Origin of the sequence: Pseudoroseomonas cervicalis (assembly GCF_030818485.1) — a bacterium.
Classification (GTDB): Bacteria; Pseudomonadota; Alphaproteobacteria; order Acetobacterales; family Acetobacteraceae; genus Pseudoroseomonas; species Pseudoroseomonas cervicalis_A.
Map to the genome: position 1 here is coordinate 1,729,595 of NZ_JAUTAJ010000004.1, position 23,560 is coordinate 1,753,154.

Sequence of the window (23,560 nt, forward strand, 5' to 3'; positions counted from 1 at the left end):
CGGCAAAAGATCCTGCCGGAAAGCGGCACAATGCTGCACTGCTTCGGAAGCCGTTTCCGCCGCTGCCCGCCTAGGCTTTCCGCAACGACACAGGGAGGAGGAGAGCGCCGCCCCCTGCGCGGCCCTCCCATCCTCCCGGCCATGCCGCACGCATGGCAGGCAGGGAAGGTCCAACGATGCTCGACGCCGCGGCCGCTCACCCCCTCTCCCCTTCCGGCCTGCCGGAGGCCGCGCGGCCCGGCGCGCGCCACTACCTGACCGGGCTGCAGGCGCTGGCCCGGCTGCCGCTGCTGCAGCGGGCGCGCGACGCGGCGGCGGGGCTCGACACGGCGGGCTTCGTCTCGGGCTATCGCGGCTCGCCGCTGGGCGGGCTGGACCAGGCCTTGTGGAAGCTGCGCCCGGCACTGGAACAGGAAAGAATCCGGTTCCAGCCTGGGCTGAACGAGGATCTGGCCGCCACCGCAATCTGGGGCACGCAGCAGCTCGGCCTGTTCCCGGGCGCCCGGCACCAGGGCGTCTTCGCGCTGTGGTATGGCAAGGGGCCGGGGGCGGATCGCAGCATCGACGTGTTCAAGCACGCCAATGCCGCCGGCACCGCCCCCTTCGGCGGCGTGCTGGCGGTGGTGGGCGACGACCATGGCGCCAAGTCGTCCACCCTGCCGCATCAGAGCGACCATGTCTTCGCCGCCAGCATGATCCCGGTGCTGAACCCGGCGACGGTGCAGGAGATCGTGGAGTTCGGTCTGCATGGCTGGGCGATGTCGCGCTTCGCGGGTCTGTGGGTGGCGCTGAAGGCGGTGTCGGACACGGTGGAAAGCTCCGCCGCCATCACGCTGGATCCGAACGCCATCGCGCCGCGCTTCCCCGCCGATCTGGATCTGCCGCCGGACGGGCTGAACATCCGCTGGCCGGACACGCCGATGGCGCAGGAATACCGGCTGCAGCGCTACAAGGCCTATGCCGCCATGGCCTATGCGCGGCTGAACGGGCTGAACCGCGTGGTGCTGGACAGCCCGCGCGCGCGCTTCGGCATCGCCAGCACCGGCAAATCCTGGCTGGATGTGCGCCAGGCGCTGGAGATGCTGGGCATCGACGACGCGAAGGCGGCGTCGCTCGGCCTGCGGCTGTTCAAGGTCGGCATGCCCTGGCCGCTGGATGCCGAGGGCACGCGGCATTTCGCCGAGGGGCTGGAAGAAATCCTCGTCGTCGAGGAGAAGCGCCAGCTGATCGAGTACCAGCTGAAGGAACAGCTCTACAATTGGCGCGAGGATGTGCGGCCGCGCGTCATCGGCAAGTATGACGACCAGGGCGAATGGGATCTGCCGGTGCATGACTGGCAGCTGCCGGCGGCGGGGGAGCTGTCGCCCGCGCTGATCGCCCGCGTCATCGCCCGCCGCCTGGCGCGTTTCCACGCCGATGACGCGATCGCCGCCCGCGCCGCGGCGCTGGAAGCGGCCGCGCGCCCCGCCCTGCCGCTGGCGCTGCGCCCGCCGCATTATTGCAGCGGCTGCCCGCACAGCTCGTCCACCAAGGTGCCGGAGGGCAGCCTGGCCCTGGCCGGCATCGGCTGCCACTACATGGCGCTGTGGCTGAACCCGGAGCAGACCCGCACCTTCAGCCAGATGGGCGGCGAGGGCGTGGCCTGGATCGGCATGGCGCCGTTTACCGACATGCCGCATGTCTTCGCCAATCTGGGCGATGGCACCTACACCCATTCGGGCGTGCTGGCGGTGCGGCAGGCGGTCGCCGCCCATGTGCCCATCACCTACAAGATCCTGTTCAACGACGCCGTCGCCATGACCGGCGGGCAGAAGGCGGAAAGCGGCTTCACCATCCCGCAGATCGTGGCGCAGCTGCGGGCCGAGGGCGTGTCGCGCATCGCCATCCTGGCCGAGGACCCGGCACGCCATGCCGGCACGCGTTGGCCCGCAGGCGTGACACTGCACCCCCGCGCCGCGCTGGACAGCGTCCAGCGCGAACTGAAAGAAATCCGCGGGGTGACGGGGCTGATCTATGACCAGGTCTGCGCCACCGAGAAGCGCCGCCGCCGCAAGCGCGGGCTGATGCCGCAGCCGGCGCAGCGTGTCGTCATCAATGAGCGGGTCTGCGAGGGCTGCGGCGATTGCAGCCGCGCCTCCAATTGTCTGTCCGTGGTGCCGGTGGAGACCGAGTTCGGCCGCAAGCGCGCCATCGACCAGTCGAGTTGCAACCGCGACATGACCTGCCGCGACGGCTTCTGCCCCAGCTTCGTCACGCTGCAGGGCGGCACGAAGCGCGCCGCGCCGGCGCTGGCCGGCGGCCTGGCGCTCCCCGGCGACCTGCCGGAGCCGCCGCAGCCCGCGTTGGACACGCCCTATGGCATCCTGGTCGCCGGCATTGGCGGCACGGGGGTGGTGACGATCGGCGCGCTGCTCGGCACCGCGGCGGCGATGGAGGGCAAGGGGGTGACCGCGCTCGACATGGCGGGGTTGGCGCAGAAGGGCGGGCCGGTCTGGTCGCATCTGCGCTTCGCCGCGCGCCAGGCGCAGCTGCACGCCGCGCGCATCGCCGAGGGCGAGGCGGATCTGCTGCTGGGCTGCGATCTTGTGGTTTCCGGCCTGCCGGACACGCTGGCACGGCTCTCCACCCGGCGCAGCCGCGCCGCCATCAATGCCGATCTGGCGCCGACCAGCGAGACGGTGCGCGGCTTCGCCCGCCAGGCGCGGGAGGGTGACGCGACCGCGCCCCCTTCCCTGCCCGGCGCCGCGCTGCATGACCGGCTGGCGCAGGCGGCGCAGAGCGAATTCCTGCCGGCCACGACGCTGGCCACCGCCCTGTTCGGGGATTCGCTGGCCTCCAATTTGTTCCTGCTGGGTTATGCCTGCCAGCGCGGCTGGCTGCCGGTCTCGCCCGCCTCGCTCTCCCGCGCCATAGAGATCAATGACGCGGCGGTCGCCATGAACCAGGCGGCCTTCGCCTGGGGGCGCAAGGCGGCGCTCGATCTCGCTTCCGTCCAGGCCATGGTGGCGCCGAAGCCGGCGCTGGCCAGCAGCCTGGAGGAGATCGTCGCGCTGCGCCGCGCCGAGTTGGTCGCCTATCAGGACACGGCCTATGCCGATCGCTACGCGGCGCTGGTCGAGGCGGCGCGGCGGGCCGAGGCGGCGCGCGCCCCGGGCCGCTCCGGCTTCGCCGAGGCGGTGGCACGGCATCTCTTCACCCTGATGGCGGTGAAGGACGAATACGAGGTGGCGCGGCTGCACAGCGACCCTGGCTTCCTGGCGAAGCTGACCGAGGGCTATGAGGACGCGCCGCGCCTGATCTTCCACCTGGCGCCGCCACTGCTCGGCACGCGCAAGCGCGCATTCGGCCCCTGGATGCTGCCGGTGTTCCGGCTGCTGGCGCGGGCCAAGGGGCTGCGCGGCGGCTGGCTCGACCCCTTCGGCCACACGGCGGAGCGGCGCGAGGATCGCCGCCTGCTGGCGGAGCATGTGGCGCTGATCGAGCGAATCTGCCGCGAGCTGACGCCGGAGCGGCATGCGCTGGCGGTGCAGCTGGCCGGCATTCCCGGGCTGATCCGTGGTTATGGCGCGGTGCGGGCGCGGCATGTGGCGCAGGCCATGGCGCGGCGCGAGGCGCTGCTGCGCGACTGGGAGACGAAGCGCGAGCCAGTGCCGGCCTGAGGCGCCGCCGCCGCCCGGCCGGGTTCAGCCCAGCCGGGCCAGCAGCGTGCCTTCCTCGACCATCGCGCCTTCGGCCACCGGCAGCGCCTGCACCACCCCGTCGCGCGGCGCGGTCAGGGAGAGCTCGGTCTTCATCGCCTCCAGCACCAGCAGAGGCGCGCCGCGCGCGACGCTCTGGCCGGGCTCCGCCAGCAGGCGGATGACACGGCCGGGGATGGGGGCGCGCAGCGTGTCGTCGCCTGCGGCCTCGCCACCCGCCGGCGCCAGCGGGTCGGGCACGCGGAAGCTCGCCACCTCCCCGCCCAGCGCCAGCACCAGCGCATCGCCCTGCCAGCGGCAGGCCCAGCCCAGGCGCTGGCCATCGAGCCGGATGGCGCCCTCGCCCGCCGGCTCGGCACGGATGCCCTCCACCCGCAGCCCGCCGCCGGGCAGGGGCTGGATGGCGAGGCGCCGCTGTTCCTCACCCGCCTGCAGCAGCAGCGGCGCGGCCTCGGCCGGGCCGTTCAGGCGGAAGCCCGGCAAGGCGCGCCACGGGTCTTCCGACACCAGCGGAGCCTGGCGCTGCCACAGGGCCAGCGCCGCCGCCGCCCAGGCCGCGTCCGGGGGCGGCGCGGCAGGCGCCAGCAAATCGGGGTGGCGGGCGATGAAGCCGGTGTCGAGCTCGGCCGCCGCGAAGCCCGGATGCGCCGCGATGCCGCGCAGCAGGCCGAGATTGCTGCGCACCCCGCCGAGGCGCGTCGCCGCCAGCGCGCCGCGCAGCCGGTGCAGCGCCGTGCCGCGATCCGGGCCCCAGGCGATGATCTTCGCCAGCATCGGGTCGTAATGCGGCGTCACCGCATCGCCTTCCGCGACACCCGCATCGACGCGCACCCCCTCGCCCTGCGGCCATTGCAGCAGGGTGACCGGGCCAATGGAGGGCAGGTAGTCGCGCGCCGGATCCTCGGCATAGAGGCGGACCTCGATGGCGTGGCCGGAGAGCGGCACCTGCGCCTGGGTGATCGGCAGCGTCTCACCCTGCGCCACGCGGATCTGCCATTCGACGAGGTCGAGGCCGGTGATCGCCTCGGTCACCGGATGCTCGACCTGCAGGCGGGTGTTCATCTCCATGAAGAAGAAGTCGTCGCCCTCGGCGATGAACTCCACCGTGCCGGCGCCGACATAGCCCACCGCGCGGGCGGCGGCGATGGCGGCCTCGCCCATGGCGGCGCGGCGTTCGGCGCTCAAGCCCGGGGCGGGCGCTTCCTCCACCACCTTCTGGTGGCGGCGCTGCAGCGAGCAGTCACGCTCGTTCAGATGCAGGATGTTGCCGTGGCTGTCAGCGAAGATCTGCATCTCGATATGCCGAGGCCGGGTCAGATAGCGCTCCAGCAGCACGCGGGAATCACCGAAGGCGGCCATCGCCTCGCGCTGCGCGCTGGCCAGCGCCTCGGCGAAGCCGGCGGCATGCTCGGCCAGCTTCATGCCCTTGCCGCCGCCGCCGGCGCTGGCCTTGATCAGCACCGGCCAGCCGATTCGCGCGGCCTCCCGCGCCAGCAGCGCGGCCTCCTGCGCCTCGCCATGATAGCCGGGCACCAGCGGCACGCCGGCCTGCTGCATCAGCGCCTTGGCGCGGGCCTTGTCGCCCATGGCGGCGATCGCCTCGGGCGGCGGGCCCAGGAAGACCAGCCCGGCCTCGGCGCAGGCGCGGGCGAAGCCGGCATTCTCCGACAGGAAACCATAGCCCGGATGCACGGCATCGGCGCCGGCGCGTTGCGCGGCGTCGATGATCGCGGGGATGTTCAGATAGCTCTGCGCCGCCGCGGCGGGGCCGATCGGCAGGGCCTGGTCGGCCTCGCGCACGTGCCGCGCGCCTGCATCGGCCTCCGAATAGATCGCGACGGTCCCGATGCCCATGCGGCGCGCGGTTGCGATGATGCGGCAGGCGATCTCGCCGCGATTGGCGATCAGCAGGCGGCGGATCATGGCCCGTGCTCCGGCACCCAGGCGGGCTTGCGGCGGCTGAGGAAGGCGGCGATGCCCTCCCGCCCCTCGGCCGAGGCGCGGCGGGAGGCGATGCGGCGGCCGGTCTCCTCGGTATAGGCGTCATCCACCGCGCGGGCCTCGGCGAGAAACACCAGCGCCTTGGCGTCGGCCTGCGCGCCGGGGGCGTTGCGCAGCAGGGTCGCCACCATCTCGGCGCCGGCCGCCTGCAGCTCGGCTTCCGGCACCACTTGGTGCAGCAGGCCGATCTCCTGCGCGCGCGTCGCGCCAAACACCTCGGCGGTCAGGAAATAGCGGCGCGCCTGGCGGGCACCGATGGCGGCGATGACAAAGGGGCTGATGGTGGAGGGCGTCAGGCCGAGCTTCACCTCGCTGAGGCAGAAGCGCGCGTTCTCCGCGCCGATGGCGATGTCGCAGCAGGCGGCGAGGCCGACACCGCCGCCATAGGCCGCGCCCTGCACCAGCGCGACGGTCGGGCGCGGCAGCCGGTCCAGCGCATACAGCATGCGCGCCATGGCTGTGGCATCCGCCGCGTTCTCCGCTTCGGATTGCGTGGCGGCGCGGCGCATCCAGTCGAGATCGGCGCCGGCGGAGAAGCTGGCGCCATTGCCATCCAGCACCACCAGCCGCACCTCCGGGTCGCGGCCGATGCGGTGGAAGGCGGCCTCCAGCTCGGCGATCAGCGCGTCGTCAAAGGCGTTGTGGCGCTCGGGGCGGTTCAGCGTCAGGCGGTGCACGCCATGCGGCTCGCGGCGCTCAACTAGGGCGGTCATGCTCGGATCCTCTGGCGGGCTACATGCGGAACAGGCCGAAGCGCGTCGGCGGCAACGGCGGAATGGCGGCGACCGACAGCGCCAGGCCGAGCACGTCGCGCGTCGCCGCCGGGTCGATCACCCCATCATCCCAGAGCCGGGCGCTGGCGTAATAGGGGTGGCCCTGAGTCTCGTATTGCGCCCGGATCGGCGCCTTGAAATTTTCTTCCTGTTCGGCGGTCCAGGTTTCGCCTTTCGCTTCCAGCGCGTCGCGGCGCAGCGTGGCGAGGACCGCGGCCGCCTGCTCGCCGCCCATCACGCCGATGCGCGCATTGGGCCACATCCACAGGAAACGCGGCGAATAGGCGCGGCCGCACATGCCGTAATTGCCGGCGCCGAAGCTGCCGCCGGTGATGATGGTGAACTTCGGCACCTCGGCGGTCGCCACGGCATTGACCATCTTGGCGCCATCCTTGGCGATGCCGCCGGCCTCGTATTTGCGGCCGACCATGAAGCCGGCGATGTTCTGCAGGAACACCAGGGGAATACCGCGCTGCGCGCAGAGCTCGATGAAATGCGCGCCCTTCTGCGCGCTTTCCGAAAACAGGATGCCGTTGTTGGCGACGATGCCGGCCGTGTAGCCCCAGATGCGGCAGAAGCCGGTGACCAGGGTCGGGCCGTAGAGGCGGCGGAATTCGTCGAATTCGCTGCCATCGGCGATGCGGGCGATGATCTCCCGCGCCTCGACCGGCTGGCGCAGGCTCTGCGGGATCAGGGCGTGGAGTTCCTCCGGCGCGTGGCGCGGCGGGACCGGCACACCAGAGGGGCGGAGCGCGGGCTGCACCTCCGGCAGCGTCGCCAGGATGCGGCGGGCGATGCGGATGGCGTCCGCATCATCCTCGGCGATGTGGTCGGTGACGCCGGAGATGCGGCTGTGCAGCTCCGCCCCGCCCAGCTCCTCGGCCGAGACGATCTCGCCGGTGGCGGCCTTCACCAGGGGCGGGCCGGCCAGGAAGATGGTGCCCTGGTTGCGGACGATGATGCTCTCATCGCACATCGCCGGCACATAGGCGCCGCCGGCGGTGCAGGAGCCCATGACGAGGGCGATCTGCGGGATGCCGGCGGCCGACATGCGCGCCTGGTTGTAGAAGATGCGTCCGAAATGCTCGCGATCCGGAAAAACCTCGTCCTGGTTCGGCAGATTGGCGCCGCCGGAATCGACAAGGTAGAGGCAGGGCAGATGGTTCTGCGCGGCGATCTCCTGCGCGCGCAGATGCTTCTTCACCGTGATCGGGTAGTAGGTGCCGCCCTTCACCGTGGCGTCATTGGCGACGATCATGCAGGGGCGGCCACAGACATGGCCAATGCCGGTGATCAGCCCGGCCGAGGGCACCTCCCCGGCATACATGCCCTGCGCCGCCAGCTGGCCGATTTCCAGAAAGGGCGCGCCGGGGTCGAGCAGCGCCGCGACCCGCTCGCGCGGCAACAGCTTGCCGCGTGACTGGTGGCGCTGCCGCGCGGCCTCGCCGCCGCCCTGGCGGATGCGGGCGGCGGTGGCGTGCAGGTCGTCCACCAGGGCGCGCATCGCGGCGGCATTGGCCAGGGCCGCCGGCGCGGCGGGGTCGAGCGTGCTGGGCAGGATGGTCATGCGCCGTGCCTCAGCCCTGACCGGCCATCAGTTCGCGGCCGATCAGCATGCGGCGGATCTCGCTGGTGCCGGCGCCGATCTCGTAGAGCTTGGCATCGCGCAGCAGGCGGCCGGCGGGGTATTCGTTGATGTAGCCATTGCCGCCCAGGCACTGGATGGCCTCCAGCGCCAGGGCGGTCGCGGCTTCGGCGGCGTGCAGGATGGCGCCGGCGGCGTCCTGGCGCGTCACCTGGCCACGGTCGCAGGCGCGGGCCACGGTGTAGACATAGGCGCGGGCGGCGTTCATGCGGGTGTACATGTCGGCCAGCTTGCCCTGCATCAGCTGGAACTCGCCGATCGGGCGGCCGAATTGCCGGCGCTGGCGCAGATAGGGCAGCACCAGATCGAGGCAGGCGCGCATGATGCCGAGCGGCCCGCCCGCCAGCACGGCGCGCTCATAATCCAGCCCGCTCATCAGGATGTTGACGCCCTGGCCTTCCTCGCCCAGGCGGTTCTCCGCCGGCACGCGGCATTCCTCGAAGACCAGCTCGGCGGTGTTGGAGCCGCGCATGCCGAGCTTGTCGAGCTTGCGGCCGGGGCGGAAGCCGGGGAAGCCCTTCTCCACCACAAAGGCGCTGATGCCGCGCGGGCCCGGCGCCGGGTCGGTGCGGGCATAGACCACCAGCACATCGGCATCGGGGCCGTTGGTGATCCACATCTTGCTGCCGTTCAGGCGATAGTGGTCGCCCTGCCGCTCGGCGCGCAGGCGCATGGAGACGACATCCGACCCCGCCTCGGGCTCCGACATGGCCAGCGCGCCGACATGCTCGCCCGAGATCAGCCTCGGCAGATAGCGCGCGCGCTGCGTGGCATTGCCGTGGCGGCGGATCTGGTTGACGCAGAGATTGGAATGGGCGCCGTAGGAGAGGGCGACGGAGGCGGAGGCGCGGCTGATCTCCTCCATCGCGATGACGTGTTCGAGATAGCCGAGGCCCGAGCCGCCCTCGGCCTCCTCGACGGTGATGCCGAGCAGGCCGAGATCGCCGAATTTCCGCCAGAGATCGGCCGGGAATTCGTTCTCTGCGTCGATGGCGGCGGCGCGGGGCGCGATTTCCTTCGCGGCGAAGGCGCGGATCTGTTCGCGCAGCGCGTCGGCGGCCTCGCCCAGGCCGAAATCCAGCTCCTGCATCGGCTCCTCCTGGCGGGCCTGTTCCCGGCCCTGGAAACGAACATACGTTCGTTTCTGCTGCGCCCGCAAGCGCCCTGTGCTAAGGGCGGAGCCGGCCGCCAGCGGCGGCCGGCCCTGGCAGAAAGAAGAAGGGGGTTGCAGGGGGAATTCATTCCCCCTGCGCTGGAGGTCCATGGCACGCATCACCGGCTCTGACGGCAGGCGCACGGCGGCGGCCATCCGTGCGGCGGGTTTGCGGCTGATCCAGGCGCATGGCTATGAGGCGATGAGCCTGCGGCGCCTGGCGGCGGAGGTGGGTCTGCAGCCGGCCTCGCTCTACAATCATTTCCCGACCAAGCAGGCGCTGCTGCACGGGCTGATCCTGGAGCATATGGAGGCGCTGCTCTCCGCCACCGCCGCCGTGCTGGCGGACTGCCCGCCCGACCCGCTGGCGCGGCTGCGCGGCTTTGTCGCGCATCACCTGCTGTATCATCTGGAGAAGAAGCGCGAGGTGTTCATCGCCAATTTCGAGCTGCGCGCGCTGGAGGGGGAGAATCTGCGGCAGATCCTGGGCCTGCGCCGGCGCTACGAGGCGCTGCTGATCCGGATTCTTGAAGACGGGATGGCGGCGGGGGTGCTTCGCCGGGGGGATGCGCGGATCGGCGCCTATGCCATCCTGGCGATGCTGACCGGCGCCTGCACCTGGTACAAGCCGGAGGGCCGGCTGACGCGGGAGGAGATCGTGCGCATCCATACCGACCTCGTGCTGCGGGGCCATGCCGCATGAGCCTGCTGGACGAGACCGACCGCGCCCTGCTGGCGCTGCTGCGCGACGATGCGCGGCAGCCGCTGACCAGCCTGGCGGCGGCGCTGGATCTGTCGCGCGCCACGGTGAAGGCGCGCATCGACCGGCTGGTGGAGCGCGGCATCATCCAGGGCTTCACCGTGGTGCTGCGGCGGGAGGCCGAGCCGGCGCCGGTCCGCGCCATCACCCTGGTGGAGATCGAGGGCAATGCGACGGAGCGGGTGACGCGGCGGCTGCAGGGCCTGCCGCAGGTGGCCGCCATCCACGCCACCAATGGCCGCTGGGATCTGGTGCTGGAGATCGAGGTGGCCAGCCTGGAGGCCTTCGACGCGACGCTGCGCGAGATCCGGCATATCGAGGGGGTGGCGAACAGCGAGAGCAATCTGCTGCTGGCGCGCCGCAAGGGCTGACGATCTGCGCGATTCATCCCGTCACTTTGCACAGTGAATGGCGCTGATCGCGCAATTTCGCGTCTCGTTTTCGCGCATCCCGGCTTGGCATAGTCCCGCTTCCCCCGCCTGAGCCGCGGGCGGAATGGAGGTGCGGATGATGCGTTCGGGCGGTTTCCCGGTGATGTTCGGTGCGGCGATGGATCTGGGGGCGAGCCGCCGTGGCTCCGCCGCCGGCCCCCTGGCGCTGCGGCATGCGGGGCTGCTGCGGGCGCTCGGCGCCGGCGCGCGGGATGCGGGCGACCTGCCCTGCCCCACCCCGCTGGAAGGCTTCGACGCCATCCGTCCGGCGCATCATCTGGGCGAGATCGCCGCCTGGGCGCGCGCCGTGCAGGCGCAGGCGGAAGCCGTGCTGGCAGAGGGCGGGCTGCCCGTGCTGCTGGGCGGCGACCACAGCCTGCCGCTGGGCTCGGTGGCCGCCAGCGCGCGGCATGCCGCGGCGCTGGGCCGGCCGCTCTTCGTGCTGTGGATCGACGCGCATGGAGATTTCAACACGCCCGCCACCTCGCCCAGCGGCAATGTGCACGGCATGACGCTGGCCGCGCTCTGCGGCGAGCCGGGCCTCGGCCCGGTCTGGGGCAACGCCCCGCCGCCGCCGGTCGACCCCACCCGCGTGCATGTGCTGGGCGCGCGCGACCTGGATGCGGAGGAAGCGGCGCTGCTGGCCGCGCGCGGCGTCGGCGTCACCACGGCCGCGGCGCTGCGGCAGGGCGGCGTGGCGGCGGCGCTGCGGCCCTTCCTGGCGCGCCTGGCGGCGGAGGACGGGGTGCTGCATGTCAGCTTCGATGTCGACTCGCTCGACCCCGTGCTGGCGCCCGGCGTCGGCACCCCGGTGCCCGGCGGGCTGAGCGCCGAGGAAGCCGCCGAGGCGCTGGCGATGCTGCGCGACAGCGGGCGCATGGCGGCGCTCGACATCGTCGAGCTGAACCCCTTCCTCGACCGCGAGGAGCGCAGCGCGCGCCTGACCGTGGCGCTGATGGCCGAGCTGTTCGGCGCGCCCAACGACGCGCGGCGCGCGGCCTGAGCCCGACACGGCGCGGCCCGGCACGCGCCGCGTCGCGCACAACCCGACAGGAGGCGAAGATGTCCCTCACCCTGGCCCCCATGGCCGAGTTCATCGCCACCGAGCAGGCGCTGGGCGCGCAGAACTACAAGCCGCTCGACGTGGTGCTGACCCGCGGCGAAGGCGTCTGGGTCTGGGATGTCGAGGGGCGGCGCTATCTCGACTGCCTCTCCGCCTATTCGGCGGTGAACCAGGGGCATTGCCATCCGCGCATCCTGGCCGCGATGGTCGAGCAGGCGGGGCGCCTCACCCTCACCTCCCGCGCCTTCCGCAACGACCAGCTGGCGCGCTTCTATGAGGAGATCGCGGCGCTCACCGGCTCGCACAAGGTGCTGCCGATGAACAGCGGCGCCGAGGCGGTGGAGACCGCGCTGAAATCGGTGCGCAAATGGGGCTATGAGGTGAAGGGCGTGCCGCAGGGCCAGGCCGAGATCCTCGTCGCCGACGAGAATTTCCATGGCCGTACCCTCGGCATTGTCGGCTTCTCCACCGACCCCGAGGCGCGCGGCAATTTCGGCCCCTTCGCGCCCGGCTTTCGTGTGGTGCCCTTTGGCGACGAAGCGGCGCTGGAAGCCGCCATCACCCCGAACACCGTCGCCTTCCTGGTCGAGCCGATCCAGGGCGAGGCCGGGGTGCGCATTCCCCCCGCCGGCTATTTCCGCCGCGTGCGGGAGCTGTGCAGCCGCCACAATGTCGTGCTGATCCTGGACGAGATCCAGACCGGCCTCGGCCGCACCGGCCGCCTGCTGGCCGAGGAGCATGAGGGCATCGAGGCCGATGTCACCCTGGTGGGCAAGGCGCTGTCGGGCGGGTTCTACCCGGTCTCCGCCGTGCTCTCGAATTCCGACGTTCTGGGTGTGCTGAAGCCGGGGCAGCATGGCTCCACCTTCGGCGGTAACCCGCTGGCCTGCGCGGTGGCGCGCATGGCGCTGCGCGTGCTGACCGAGGAAGGCATGATCCAGAACGCCGCTGTCCAGGGCGCGCATTTCCGTGCCGGGCTGGAGGCCATCCGCAGCGACATCATCCGCGAGGTGCGCGGCCGCGGGCTGATGCTGGCGGTGGAACTGCAGCCGGAGGCCGGCGGCGCCCGGCGCTTCTGCGAGAAGCTGCGCGAGCGCGGCATCCTGGCCAAGGACACGCATGACCACACCATCCGCATCGCGCCGCCGCTGGTGATCACGCGCGATCAGGTGGAATGGGCGGTGGAGCAGTTCGACGCGGTGCTGGGCGGCGTGGAGTAGTTTTCTGGGAGGGCTCCGCCCTCCCAGACCCTCCCGCCGGGGGAACAGGGTTCCCCCGGACCCCGCCAACTGTTCGCGGGGTCCGGGGTGGCCGTGCCACCCCGGCGGGGGTCAGGGGGCAGAGCCCCCTGCCTCTTCAGGCCGGGGTGCGCATCATCTCCGGCGGCGCGGTGCGGGCGCGCTTGGCCAGCAGCTTGTTCAGCGCATGCACATAGGCGCGGGCCGAGGCGATGATGGTGTCGGTATCCGCACCCTGGCCATCGACCAGCTTGCCCTCCTCCTCCAGCCGCACGGTGACGCGCGCCTGGGCATCGGTGCCGCCGGTGACCGACTGCACGGCATAGAGCTTCAGATTGGCCTTGTGCGGCACCACCTGCTGCAGCGCGTTGAAGGTGGCGTCCACCGCGCCATCGCCGCCCGCCACGCCATCGCACATCTCGCCATCGACCTCGAGCGAGACGCTGGCGATCGGCCGCGTGCCCATGCCGGTCGCGACCGTCAGCGCCACCAGCTTCACCCGCGTCTGGGCGCGCATCACCTCGTCATCGACCAGGGCGACGATGTCCTCGTCGAACACGGTCTTCTTGCGGTCGGCGATGTCCTTGAAGCGGCGGAAGGCATCGTTCAGCTGGTTGTCGCCCAGCGTGTAGCCCAGGCTGGCCAGCTTGTCGCGGAAGGCGGCTCGGCCGGAATGCTTGCCCAGCACCAGGGAGTTGGTGGCCCAGCCGACGCTCTCCGGCGTCATGATCTCGTAGGTGGTCTTGTCCTTCAGCACGCCATCCTGGTGGATGCCGCTCTCATGCGCGAAGGCGTTGCGGCCGACGATCGCCTTGTTCGGCTGCACGTCGAAACCGGTGATGGTGGCCAGCAGCTTGCTGGTCTTCAGGATGTTCGTGGTGACGATGTTGGTGGAATACGGCATGACGTCGGCGCGGGTGCGCAGCGCCATCGCCACCTCCTCCAGGCTGGCATTGCCGGCGCGCTCGCCGATGCCGTTGATGGTGGCCTCCACCTGGCGGGCGCCGGCCTCCAGCGCCGCCAGGGTGTTGGCCACCGCCAGGCCCAGATCGTCATGGTTGTGGGTGGAGAAGATCACCCCATCCGCGCCCGGCACGCGCTCGCGCAGCATGGCGAAGATGCGCGCCATGTCGGCCGGCACCGCATAGCCCACCGTGTCGGGGATGTTGATGGTGGTGGCGCCGGCCTTGATCGCCGTCTCCACGCAGCGGCAGAGGAAATCCGGATCGGTGCGGCTGCCATCCTCGGCCGACCATTCGACATCGGCGACATGGTTGCGCGCCAGGGAGACGGATTTCTGGATCGCCTCCAGCACCTCCTCGCGGCTCATGCGCAGCTTAACGCGCATATGCAGGTCGGAGGTGGAGAGGAAGGTGTGGATGCGCTGGCGGGCGGCGGGCTTCACCGCCTCCACCGCGCGCAGGATGTCGCCGGGGGCGGAGCGCGACAGGCCGCACACCACCGGGCCGTCCTTGGCGAAGCGCTGGGCGATCGACTGCACGCTGTCGAAATCGCCCTGGCTGGCGATCGGGAAGCCGGCCTCCATGACATCGACGCCGAGATCGGCCAGCGCCTCGGCCATGCGCAGCTTCTCCTCCAGATTCATGGAGAAGCCGGGCGACTGCTCGCCATCGCGCAGGGTGGTGTCGAAGACGATGACGCGTTTCTCGTCGATCGTGCCGAAGCTCGGGTGCTGAATGGCCATGGTGGCGTTCCTTCGTTCTCGCTCGTGCCGGTCCTGGCGCGTCGTGCCGCGCCCACGCTCCCCCGAGGGGGTCCCCCTGAGCGATGCCGGCAGGTCAGCCGGGCGTCACGCCCAGGGGCGGCTAAGTCGAAGGAGAAGGAGGCCGGCAAGCGCGCGCGCAGGCGCCGCGGCGGAAACGCCGTCGGTCAGCCGGATTGCGCGCGGGGCACGGTTCATGCCGGAATGATAGGAGCGGTCGCGCCGCCACGGCAAGCCGGAAAACGGCGGCGCGCCCGCACTTCTCGCCCGGTCCTGTCACCGCCAGCCTGGCCGTGAAGCTTTTCTGACAACGCCGCCGTGTCGTGGCGGCGCCCCCTGGCGGCAGGCTAGGCTGGCGCTGTCCGGCGCGTCACGCGGCCGGGCCGGCAAGGGCCGCCCGGGGGGCGGCTTCCGTCACGGCGACCAGGTGCCTTGTGCGCCCTTCCAGTATCACGCTCCGCCCCATGCGGAGCGAAACCGAGCGGCAGCGCTACCATGCGCTGCGCGAGAACTGCATCTTCGATCTGTATCATCGCGCGGACGGCCCCTATCCCTGCCGCTACGACCCGGGACACCCGGATGAGCGCGATCCCGCCAACCACCCGCTGATCCTGGCCGAGGGCGATGCCGTGCTCGGCACCATCCGCATCGACATGAAGCCGGATGGGCGCGCGGTGCTGCGGCTGATCGCCATCGATCCCGCCCAGCGCGGCGCCGGCCTGGGCGCGCTTCTGCTGGCCGAGGCCGAGGCCTATGCGCGGCGCCTCGGCGCCAGCCGCCTCTGCGTCAATGCGCGCCGCCCGGCCATGGGCTTCTATGCCCGCAGCGGCTTCCAGCCCGGCGCCTGGGAGGGGCAGAGCCGCTGCCCCGAAGCTGTCGCCATGCTAAAGCCGCTGGGCGGGCTGCAATCCCTGTCCCGCAGCGGCGGGGCCACGGCGACGCCGGCCTGGCGCCACGCCGCCTGAGCCACAGATCCGCCCCGGGACGGTTCGCCGCCCCGGGGCACCCTGCCCCGGCTCAGCCGGCGGGCGGATGCGTTTTCAGCCAGTGCCGCGCGATCTGCTCGCGCGTCGTCACCCAGACATCCTTCTGCGCCGCGACATGGTCCAGGAAGCGGGCCAGCGCCGCGGCGCGGCCGGGGCGGCCGACCAGCCGGCAATGCAGCCCGACGCTCATCATCTTCGGCGCCGTCTCGCCTTCCTTGCGCAGGAAGTCGAAGGCGTCCGTCAGATGCTGGGTGAAGCCGTCATTGGCGGTGAAGCCCGGCGGCACCGCGAACTTCATGTCGTTGTTGTCGAGCGTGTAGGGGATGATCAGCTGCGGCCTGCCCGCGACCTTCACGTAATAGGGCAAATCGTCATCATAGGCGTCGCTGTCGTACAGGAAGCCACCCTGCTCGGCGACCAGGCGGCGCGTCTGCTCGCTGATGCGGCCCGTGTACCAGCCGACCGGCGGGCGGCCGGTGATGCGGTCGATCGTGTCGACGCAATCGGCGATGTGCCGGCGCTCCGTCTCCTCATCGACATGCTGGTAGTTGATCCAGCGCCAGCCATGGCTGGCCACCTCATGCCCCGCCTGCACGAAGGCGCGGCCGACCGCCGGGTTCAGCTCCAGCGCCCGGCCCACCGCATAGATGGTGAGCTTCATGTCGCGCTCGGCGAACATGCGCAGGATGCGCCAGACCCCGGCGCGGGCGCCATAGTCGAACTGGCTCTCCTTGCCGATGTCGCGCTGGCCGAGCACCGGGTTCCCGCCCGGGGTCTCGTTCAGATAGATCTCGCTGCCGGCATCGCCGTTCAGCACGCTGTTCTCGCCCCCCTCCTCGTAATTCAGCACGAAGGAGAGGGCGAGCTTCGCACCCCCCGGCCATTGCGGATCCGGCGGGTTCGGGCCGTAGCCCACGAAGTCGCGGGGATAGGGGCTGTCGGGGGCGAGGATCGTCATGCCCCCGAGCTTGGCTTTGGCCGCCGCGCGGCGTCAATCCGCCATGGCGGCCCCGCCCTCAACCCTGGTCGGGCGGCACCTGCCCATGCACCAGCGCCTGGATGAAGCCGAGCTTCGCCACCACCGCCGGCGACAGCACGAAGGGGTAGAGATCCGGCGTGCCCATGCAGCGATTCAGGCTGTTCACCGCGGCCGTCAGCGGCACCCAGGCCTCCATCAGCCGCTCGATGCTGGTAGCGCGGTGCGGGTCGAAATCCACCTCCGCCGTCAGCTCGTCGCGCCGGTCCACCGCCGGGTCGATGCCGATGCCGAAGGCGCGCGCCATCTCCAGCGTGTCGACGATGTGCAGGTAATGCGCCCAGGTCTCGGCGAAATCCTCCCAGGGATGCGCCGTCGCATAGGTGCTGACGAAATTCTCCTGCCAGTTCTCCGGCGGCCCCTGCTCGTAATGCCGCTGCAGAGCGGCGCCGTAATCCTGGCTGTCATCCCCGAACACGGCGCGGCATTGCTGCAGCCGGCCGGCATCGCGCACCAGCCGGTCCCAGAAATAATGCCCGGATTCATGGCGGAAATGGCCGAGCAGCGTGCGATAGGGCTCGCCCATCGCGGTGCGGCGGCGGGTGCGCTCGGCATCATCGGCCTCGACCAGGGCCAGGGTGATCAGCCCGTTGTCATGGCCGGTCATCACCTTCTGGCCGCCATCCGGGGCATCGGCCAGGAAGTCGAAGGCCAGCCCGTTCTCCGGATCCTGGTTGCGGTCGACCAGCGGCAGGCCGAGGCGCAGGAAGCTGTACATGGCGCGGCGCTTGGCCGCCTCGATCTTGCGCCATTGCGCCAGCCGCTCGGGGTCGGACAGGTCGGGGATGGTGCGGTTGTGCCGGCAGGCCAGGCAGAGGCGCTCCTCGCCCTCGGCCGGCACCAGCCAGTTGCAGGCATCGTGCCGGGCATTGTCGCAGAAGCGCTGCAGCGTCTCCGGCGCGGCGCGCGGGCGCCACAGCCAGTCGGCAGCGGGGCTGCTGCCGGCCTGGGCCGCGGGCGCCGCCCCCACCGCCTGGGCCGGCGCCTGTTCCGGCGCGGCGGCGGCGTCGACGCCCTCCGCCCCGGCCGGGTCGAGCGCGGTCAGCCGGTTGCGCTCCGGCAGATAGCCCAGCGTCGCGCCGCAGCGCATGCATTGCGTGTTCTCGAAATACAGGAGCTGGCCGCAGACTTCGCAACCGAACAGGCGCATCGCCGGATTCCCCAGAAGGCGATGCTGGAACGGGGACAGGACAGGGCAGTTGCAGGAAACAGAAAAGGCCAGGGGAATGAATTCCCCTGGACCCCATCTTTTTTCTGCCAGCTGCCGGTCAGGGCCGCGACGGGATCGCGACGCTCCCAGGGAGCACTCTGGCCCAGCGTCGCGTCCCGCCTCTCAATCCGACGGCGGCAGCCCGAAAGACTAATTCTTGGACTTGTCGACCAGGGCGCCCTTGGTGATCCAGGGCATCATGGCGCGCAGCTTGGTGCCGACCTCCTCGATCGGGTGCTCGGCCAGGCGGCGGCGGGTCGCCTTGAACGAGGCCTGGTTGACCTTGTTCTCCAGCATCCAGTCGCGGGTGAACTTGCCCGACTGGATGTCGTTCAGCACGCGCTTCATCTCGGCCTTGGTCTCGGCGGTGATGATGCGCGGGCCGGTGACATACTCGCCATACTCGGCGGTGTTGCTGATCGAGTAGTTCATGTTGGCGATGCCGCCCTCATAGATGAGGTCGACGATCAGCTTCACCTCGTGCAGGCACTCGAAATAGGCCATCTCGGGGGCATAGCCCGCCTCGACCAGCGTCTCGAAGCCGGCCTTGATCAGCTCGACCAGGCCGCCGCACAGCACGACCTGCTCGCCGAACAGGTCGGTCTCGCACTCTTCCTTGAAGGTCGTCTCGATGATGCCCGAACGGCCGCCACCGACGGCGGAGGCGTAGGAGAGCGCGATCTCCAGCGCATTGCCCGACGGGTTCTGGTGCACCGCCACCAGGCAGGGCACGCCGCCGCCCTTCTGGTACTCGCCACGCACCGTGTGGCCGGGGCCCTTCGGCGCGATCATGAAGACGTCGATATCGGCGCGCGGCTCGATCAGGTTGAAATGCACGTTCAGGCCATGCGCGAAGGCCAGCGCGGCGCCTTCCTTCATGTTGGCGTGGAGGTGCTCGCGATACAGGTCGCCCTGGCCCTCATCCGGGGTCAGCACCATCACCAGATCGGCCCATTTCGCGGCCTCGGCCGGGGAGAGCACCTTGAAGCCGGCGGCCTCGGCCTTCTTCGCGGAGGCGCCGGGGCGCAGGCCGATCACGACCTCGGTCACGCCGGAATCGCGCATGTTCATGGCATGGGCGTGGCCCTGGCTGCCGAAGCCGATGACGGCGACCTTCTTGCCCTTGATCAGGCCCACATCGGCATCACGATCGTAGTAGACGCGCATCTCGCGCACTCCCCCGTTAAGAAGCTTCAGTTTGACGAACGCTGCGCTCGGCCTCGGCCAGCGCAAGAACCGCTAATAGACGGCGACCGTCGGTCGGATTTCCTGCGCCTGCAAGCACCAGCATTGCATGCTCGACTTTTCGATCCCATCCCGGCTTCTTCTCCAGGCCGTCTTGGAGAAAAGACAGGATCGTCTGTCGAGCATCTTCAATACCGCTCATGGAAACGACCCTCTAAACCGAAAGGCTCCGCGTCCCGCGGGCGATGGCGACGGCGCCGGTGCGCGACACCTCGGCCAGCCCCAGCGGGCGCATGAGGTTGATGAAGGCGTCGAGCTTCTCGCCGCTGCCCGTCATCTCGAAGACGAAGCTCTCGGTGGTGGCGTCGACGACCCGCGCGCGGAAGGCGTCGGCCAGGCGCAGCGCCTCCTGCCGGGCGGAGCCAGAGCCGACCACCTTGATCAGCGCCAGTTCGCGGTTCAGGTGCGGGCCTTCCAGCGTCAGGTCGGCGACCTTGTGCACCGGCACCAGCCGGTCCAGCTGCGCCTTGATCTGCTCGATCACCATCTCGGTGCCCGAGGTGACGATGGTGATGCGCGACAGCCGCCCTTCGGCGTCGACCGGCGCCACGGTCAGGCTGTCGATGTTGTAGCCGCGGCCGGAGAACAGGCCGATGACGCGGGCGAGAACGCCGGCCTCGTTCTCCACCAGCACCGCGATGGTCGCGGCGCGCTGAATCATGTCGGAGGGGTCAGGCATGGTCGGTCCTGGGAAAATCGTCTGCGGGCGGGACGGAAGGCGGGGCGGGGTGGCGCTCAGACGAGCGCCGTGCCCTCATCCGTCACGCCGGCGCCGCCGCTGATCTGGTTGGAGGCCAGCAGCATCTCATTGTGCGCGGCGCCCGAGGGGATCATCGGGAAGACGTTTTCCTTCTGGTCCACGCAGATATCGGCGATCACCGGGCGGTCGATCGCGATCATCTCGCGGATCACGCGGTCGAGGTCGTCGGTGCTCTCGGCGCGCATGCCGACACCGTGGAAGCTCTCGGCCAGCTTGACGAAATCCGGCAGCGCCTCGGAATAGCTCTCGGAATAGCGGCCGCCATGCAGCAGCTCCTGCCACTGCCGCACCATGCCCATATACTGGTTGTTCAGGATGAACACCTTCACCGGCAGGCGGTACTGGGCGAGCGTCGACATCTCCTGGATGTTCATCAGGATCGAGGCCTCACCGGCGATGTCGATCACCAGCGCGTCCGGATGCGCCACCTGCACGCCCATCGCCGCCGGCAGGCCATAGCCCATGGTGCCGAGCCCGCCCGAGGTCATCCAGCGGTTCGGCTTTTCGAAGCCGAAATACTGGGCGGCCCACATCTGGTGCTGGCCGACCTCGGTGGAGATGAAGGTGTCGCGCCCGCTCTCGCGCGTCAGCTCATAGAGCCGCTTCACCGCGTGCTGCGGCTTGATGATTTTGCTCTCCTGCACATAGTGCAGGCAGTTGCGGCCGCGCCATTCGTCGATCTGGCGCCACCAGCCGGCCAGCGCCTCGCGGTCCTGGCGGGTGGTGTCGGCCTCCCAGGCCGCGATCAGCGCGCGCAGCACCGAGGCGGCGTCGCCCACGATCGGCACCTCGACCTTGACGTTCTTGTTGATCGAGGACGGGTCGATATCGGCGTGGATTTTCTGCGAGTGCGGCGCGAAGGCGTTCAGCCGGCCGGTCACGCGGTCGTCGAAGCGGGCGCCGATGTTGAACATCACGTCGCACCCATGCATGGCGAGATTCGCCTCATAGGTGCCGTGCATGCCCAGCATGCCGAGGAATTGCGGGTCGCTCGCCGGGAAGGCGCCGAGGCCCATCAGCGTGTTGGTGCAGGGGAAGCCGGCCATGCGCACGAACTTCGCCAGCAGCTCCGACGCCTCCGGCCCGGCATTGATGACGCCGCCGCCGGCATAGACCACCGGGCGCTTCGCCGCCTTCATCATGGCGACCGCCTTGGCGATCTGCGCCGCCTCCGGCTCGACCTGCGGGCGGTAGGAGCGGTGCTCGGTGGACGGCGCCGGCTTGTAGCTGCCCTTGCCGATCAGGATGTCCTTCGGCAGGTCGATCACCACCGGGCCCGGGCGGCCGGAGCGCGCCACATAGAAGGCCTCGTGCACCGTCTCGGCCAGCTTGTCGATCTGCTTGACCAGGTAGTTGTGCTTGGTGGCCGGGCGGGTGATGCCGGTGGTGTCCGCCTCCTGGAAGGCGTCATTGCCGATCAGATGCGTCGGCACCTGCCCGGTCAGGCAGACGATGGGGATGCTGTCCAGCAGCGCGTCCACCAGGCCGGTCACCGCATTGGTGGCGCCGGGGCCGGAGGTGACCAGCACGCAGCCCACCTTGCCGGTGGAGCGCGCATAGCCCTCGGCCGCATGCACCGCCGCCTGCTCGTGGCGGACCAGGATGTGGCGGATGGCGTTCTGGTTGAAGATGGCGTCGTAGATGGGAAGGACGGCGCCGCCCGGATAGCCGAAGATGACCTCTACGCCCTGTTCCTTCAGCGCGCGCAGGACGATCTCGGCACCCGTCAGGGACTGGGTGTCGGACGCGGCGGGAAGGGTCGCAGAGGACATGGTGATGCCTGGCTTTCCTGTTGGGTTTGCCGAGCCGCACGCCAAGGCGCACGGTCTGGGCCCCCGATCTACGCGCCCGATGGCCCCGCGTCAACGCGCGAACAAACAAACGCGAAAATTTCCTGCCTTTCGCTTTCTGAAAATTGCTCTACCCCGCTCACCCGCGCATGGATCGTATGCGTCTCGCGCGGCTCGGCCATACGCTGGTGGCGGAACCAGGTCGCCTGCCGCTTGGTGTACTGGCCGATATGGAGGCAGGCGCGCTCCCCCGCCTGCGCCAGGCTCAGCCGCCCTTCCAGCATCGCCGCCAGCTCCGGCACGCCATGCGCGCGCATCGCCGGCAGGGCCGGGTCCAGCCGGCGCTGGAGCAGCGCCCGCACCTCCTCCACCGCGCCGGCCGCGATAATGCCATCCCAGCGGCGGCGGATGGCTTCGCGCAGCGCCTCCCGCGGCGGGTCCAGCAGCAAGGCGGCGAAGCGCCAGGGGGCGGGGCCGTTCACGCCCTCCCCCGCCCCGTCCGACTGCCAGGCCGACAAGCCGCGCCCGGTGCCCAGCCACACCTCATAGGCCCGCGCCAGGCGCTGGCTGTCGGAGGGGCGCAGCCGCGCCGCCGTCGCCGGGTCCACCGCCGCCAGCCTGGCATGCAGCGAGGCCGGCCCCTCCGCCGCCAGCAGGCCCCGCGCCTGCTCCCGCGCATCCTCGGGAATCGGCGGGATCTCGGCGATGCCCTCGATCAGCGACCGGAAATACATCCCCGTCCCGCCGCACAGGATCGGCAGCCGCCCGGCATCGCGCGCCGCCGCCATCTCGGCCAGCGCCTGGCCGCGCCACCAGGCGGCACTGGCCGCCTCGGCCGGGTCGCGCACGCCATAGAGGCGGTGCGGCGCCCGCGCCTGCTCGGCGGCATCCGGCTGCGCCGTCAGCACCGCCAGCCCGGCATAGAGCTGCATGCTGTCGGTGTTGATCACCACCCCACCCAGCCGCTCGGCGATCGCCAGGGCGAGGGCCGACTTGCCGCTGGCGGTCGGCCCGGCCACCAGCAGCGCGAAAGGTTGATCCGTCATGCGCGGACAGGCATGGTCCGCCCCCCATGCAGCATGTGCTCACCCTGATCGCGCCCGCCGGCGAATTGCCGGCGACGCGCCTTCCCCCTGTCCGCGACGCGCTCTCGGCGCTCGGCGCCCGGCTCGGCCAGCCCGACTGGCTGGCCGAGGCCGAGGCGGTGGACCTGCCCTTCGACGGCCTGGCGCCGGAGCAGGCCGACGCCGCCGCCCGCCTGGCGCTGGCCGGCGCCCCGGTCGATTGCGTCGCCCAACCCGCCGAAGGCCGCCGCAAGCGCCTGCTGGTGGCCGATATGGACAGCACCATCGTCACCAGCGAGACGCTGGACGAGCTGGCCGCCTATGCCGGGCTGAAGGAAAAGGTCGCCGAGATCACCCGCCGCTCGATGAATGGCGAGATCGATTTCGCCACCGCCCTTCGCGAGCGCGTCGCCATGCTGAAGGGCCTCTCCATCTCGGCGCTGGAAGCGACCTGGAAGGAGACCCACCCGATGCCCGGCGCCCGCGCGCTGGTGCAGACCATGGTGGCGAATGGCGCCCATTGCGCCCTGGCCTCGGGCGGCTTCACCTGGTTCACCGGCCGCGTGGCCGAGCTGCTCGGCTTCTCCAGCCACCACGCCAACATCCTCGAGAATGACGGAAAGGCGCTGACCGGCACCGTCGCCGAACCCATCTTCGACCGCGACGCCAAGCTGACCACGCTGAAGAAACTGGCCGCCGAGCTGGGCCTGCCGCTCTCCGCCAGCCTGGCCGTCGGCGACGGCGCCAACGACCTGGCGATGATCGGCGCCGCCGGCCTCGGCGTCGCCTACCACGCCAAGCCGGTGGTGGCGGCCGCGGCGCGCGTGCGGGTGGACCATAACGACCTCAAGGCTCTGCTCTACGCCCAGGGCTACCGCGCCAGCGAGTTCGTTTCCTAGGCCCGGGAAGCAAAAAAGCTCGGGGGAATGAATTCCCCCGAACCCCCATCTTTTTTCTGTCAGCTGCCGGTCAGGGCCGGGACGG

Annotated in this window: 19 protein-coding genes; 7 read left to right on the plus strand and 12 right to left on the minus strand. The window is 70.6% G+C overall.

Annotated features, from left to right (window positions below; translation table 11 throughout):
* Positions 1-176 precede the first annotated feature (176 nt).
* The gene (locus tag QE401_RS11965; protein ID WP_307138425.1) at positions 177-3,659 is read left to right on the plus strand and encodes an indolepyruvate ferredoxin oxidoreductase family protein; all 3,483 of its coding nucleotides are present in this window, start codon (positions 177-179) and stop codon (positions 3,657-3,659) included.
* Between the two features lie 24 nt (positions 3,660-3,683).
* On the opposite strand, the gene QE401_RS11970 is transcribed toward QE401_RS11965, so the two are convergent.
* From QE401_RS11970 to QE401_RS11985, 4 genes are read right to left on the minus strand one after another with little or no spacing between them, the layout of a single operon-like run.
* Positions 3,684-5,621, minus strand: coding sequence for an ATP-binding protein (locus QE401_RS11970; RefSeq protein WP_307138426.1), 1,938 nt, complete (start codon positions 5,619-5,621; stop codon positions 3,684-3,686).
* Positions 5,618-6,412: an enoyl-CoA hydratase-related protein gene (locus QE401_RS11975; RefSeq protein WP_307138427.1), complete on the minus strand. Its 795-nt coding sequence runs from the start codon at positions 6,410-6,412 to the stop codon at positions 5,618-5,620. Before QE401_RS11975 ends, QE401_RS11970 begins: the two co-directional genes overlap by 4 nt.
* Positions 6,413-6,431: 19 nt before the next feature.
* On the minus strand, positions 6,432-8,039 hold the full coding sequence (locus QE401_RS11980; protein ID WP_307138428.1) for a carboxyl transferase domain-containing protein: 1,608 nt from the start codon (positions 8,037-8,039) through the stop codon (positions 6,432-6,434).
* A gap of 10 nt (positions 8,040-8,049) precedes the next feature.
* Entirely contained in the window at positions 8,050-9,207 is a 1,158-nt protein-coding gene (locus QE401_RS11985) for an isovaleryl-CoA dehydrogenase (protein ID WP_307138429.1), read from the minus strand.
* A gap of 172 nt (positions 9,208-9,379) precedes the next feature.
* Here QE401_RS11985 and QE401_RS11990 point away from each other — a divergent pair, with 172 nt between their 5' ends.
* From QE401_RS11990 to rocD, 4 genes are all read left to right on the plus strand, one after another.
* The gene (locus QE401_RS11990) at positions 9,380-9,973 is read left to right on the plus strand and encodes a TetR/AcrR family transcriptional regulator (RefSeq protein ID WP_307138430.1); all 594 of its coding nucleotides are present in this window, start codon (positions 9,380-9,382) and stop codon (positions 9,971-9,973) included.
* Positions 9,970-10,401 carry an Lrp/AsnC family transcriptional regulator gene (locus QE401_RS11995; RefSeq protein ID WP_307138431.1) on the plus strand — a complete coding sequence of 144 codons (432 nt, stop codon included), beginning with the start codon at positions 9,970-9,972 and terminating at the stop codon, positions 10,399-10,401. Before QE401_RS11990 ends, QE401_RS11995 begins: the two co-directional genes overlap by 4 nt.
* Before the next feature lie 136 nt (positions 10,402-10,537).
* Positions 10,538-11,464, plus strand: a complete 927-nt coding sequence (locus QE401_RS12000; RefSeq protein ID WP_307138432.1) for an arginase — start codon at positions 10,538-10,540, stop codon at positions 11,462-11,464.
* Between the two features lie 59 nt (positions 11,465-11,523).
* The gene (gene rocD / locus QE401_RS12005; RefSeq protein ID WP_307138433.1) at positions 11,524-12,744 is read left to right on the plus strand and encodes an ornithine--oxo-acid transaminase; all 1,221 of its coding nucleotides are present in this window, start codon (positions 11,524-11,526) and stop codon (positions 12,742-12,744) included.
* A gap of 136 nt (positions 12,745-12,880) precedes the next feature.
* On the opposite strand, the gene QE401_RS12010 is transcribed toward rocD, so the two are convergent.
* Positions 12,881-14,467, minus strand: a complete 1,587-nt coding sequence (locus tag QE401_RS12010; protein WP_307138434.1) for a 2-isopropylmalate synthase — start codon at positions 14,465-14,467, stop codon at positions 12,881-12,883.
* A gap of 482 nt (positions 14,468-14,949) precedes the next feature.
* Here QE401_RS12010 and QE401_RS12015 point away from each other — a divergent pair, with 482 nt between their 5' ends.
* The gene (locus tag QE401_RS12015; RefSeq protein WP_307138435.1) at positions 14,950-15,450 is read left to right on the plus strand and encodes a GNAT family N-acetyltransferase; all 501 of its coding nucleotides are present in this window, start codon (positions 14,950-14,952) and stop codon (positions 15,448-15,450) included.
* A gap of 52 nt (positions 15,451-15,502) precedes the next feature.
* Here the strand turns inward: QE401_RS12015 and puuE are convergent, their stop codons facing one another.
* The 7 genes from puuE to miaA form a co-directional block, all read right to left on the minus strand.
* Positions 15,503-16,429 (minus strand): allantoinase PuuE, encoded by a 927-nt coding sequence (gene puuE, locus QE401_RS12020; protein ID WP_307138436.1) that lies wholly within the window; start codon positions 16,427-16,429, stop codon positions 15,503-15,505.
* A 58-nt stretch (positions 16,430-16,487) separates the two neighbouring features.
* Positions 16,488-17,657 (minus strand): zinc-binding metallopeptidase family protein, encoded by a 1,170-nt coding sequence (locus QE401_RS12025; protein WP_307138437.1) that lies wholly within the window; start codon positions 17,655-17,657, stop codon positions 16,488-16,490.
* Between the two features lie 210 nt (positions 17,658-17,867).
* Entirely contained in the window at positions 17,868-18,884 is a 1,017-nt protein-coding gene (ilvC, locus tag QE401_RS12030) for a ketol-acid reductoisomerase (protein WP_007004063.1), read from the minus strand.
* A 16-nt stretch (positions 18,885-18,900) separates the two neighbouring features.
* Positions 18,901-19,104 carry a hypothetical protein gene (locus tag QE401_RS12035; protein WP_307138438.1) on the minus strand — a complete coding sequence of 68 codons (204 nt, stop codon included), beginning with the start codon at positions 19,102-19,104 and terminating at the stop codon, positions 18,901-18,903.
* A gap of 12 nt (positions 19,105-19,116) precedes the next feature.
* Entirely contained in the window at positions 19,117-19,641 is a 525-nt protein-coding gene (gene ilvN, locus QE401_RS12040) for an acetolactate synthase small subunit (protein WP_307138439.1), read from the minus strand.
* Between the two features lie 56 nt (positions 19,642-19,697).
* Complete coding sequence (locus QE401_RS12045) at positions 19,698-21,494, minus strand: acetolactate synthase 3 large subunit (RefSeq protein ID WP_307138440.1); 1,797 nt, start codon at positions 21,492-21,494, stop codon at positions 19,698-19,700.
* A gap of 68 nt (positions 21,495-21,562) precedes the next feature.
* Positions 21,563-22,558 (minus strand): tRNA (adenosine(37)-N6)-dimethylallyltransferase MiaA, encoded by a 996-nt coding sequence (miaA, locus tag QE401_RS12050; protein WP_307138441.1) that lies wholly within the window; start codon positions 22,556-22,558, stop codon positions 21,563-21,565.
* Positions 22,559-22,584: 26 nt separating this feature from the next.
* On the opposite strand from miaA, the gene serB reads away from it, so the two are divergent.
* Positions 22,585-23,475: a phosphoserine phosphatase SerB gene (gene serB, locus QE401_RS12055; protein WP_307138442.1), complete on the plus strand. Its 891-nt coding sequence runs from the start codon at positions 22,585-22,587 to the stop codon at positions 23,473-23,475.
* The last annotated feature ends 85 nt before the right edge of the window (positions 23,476-23,560 follow it).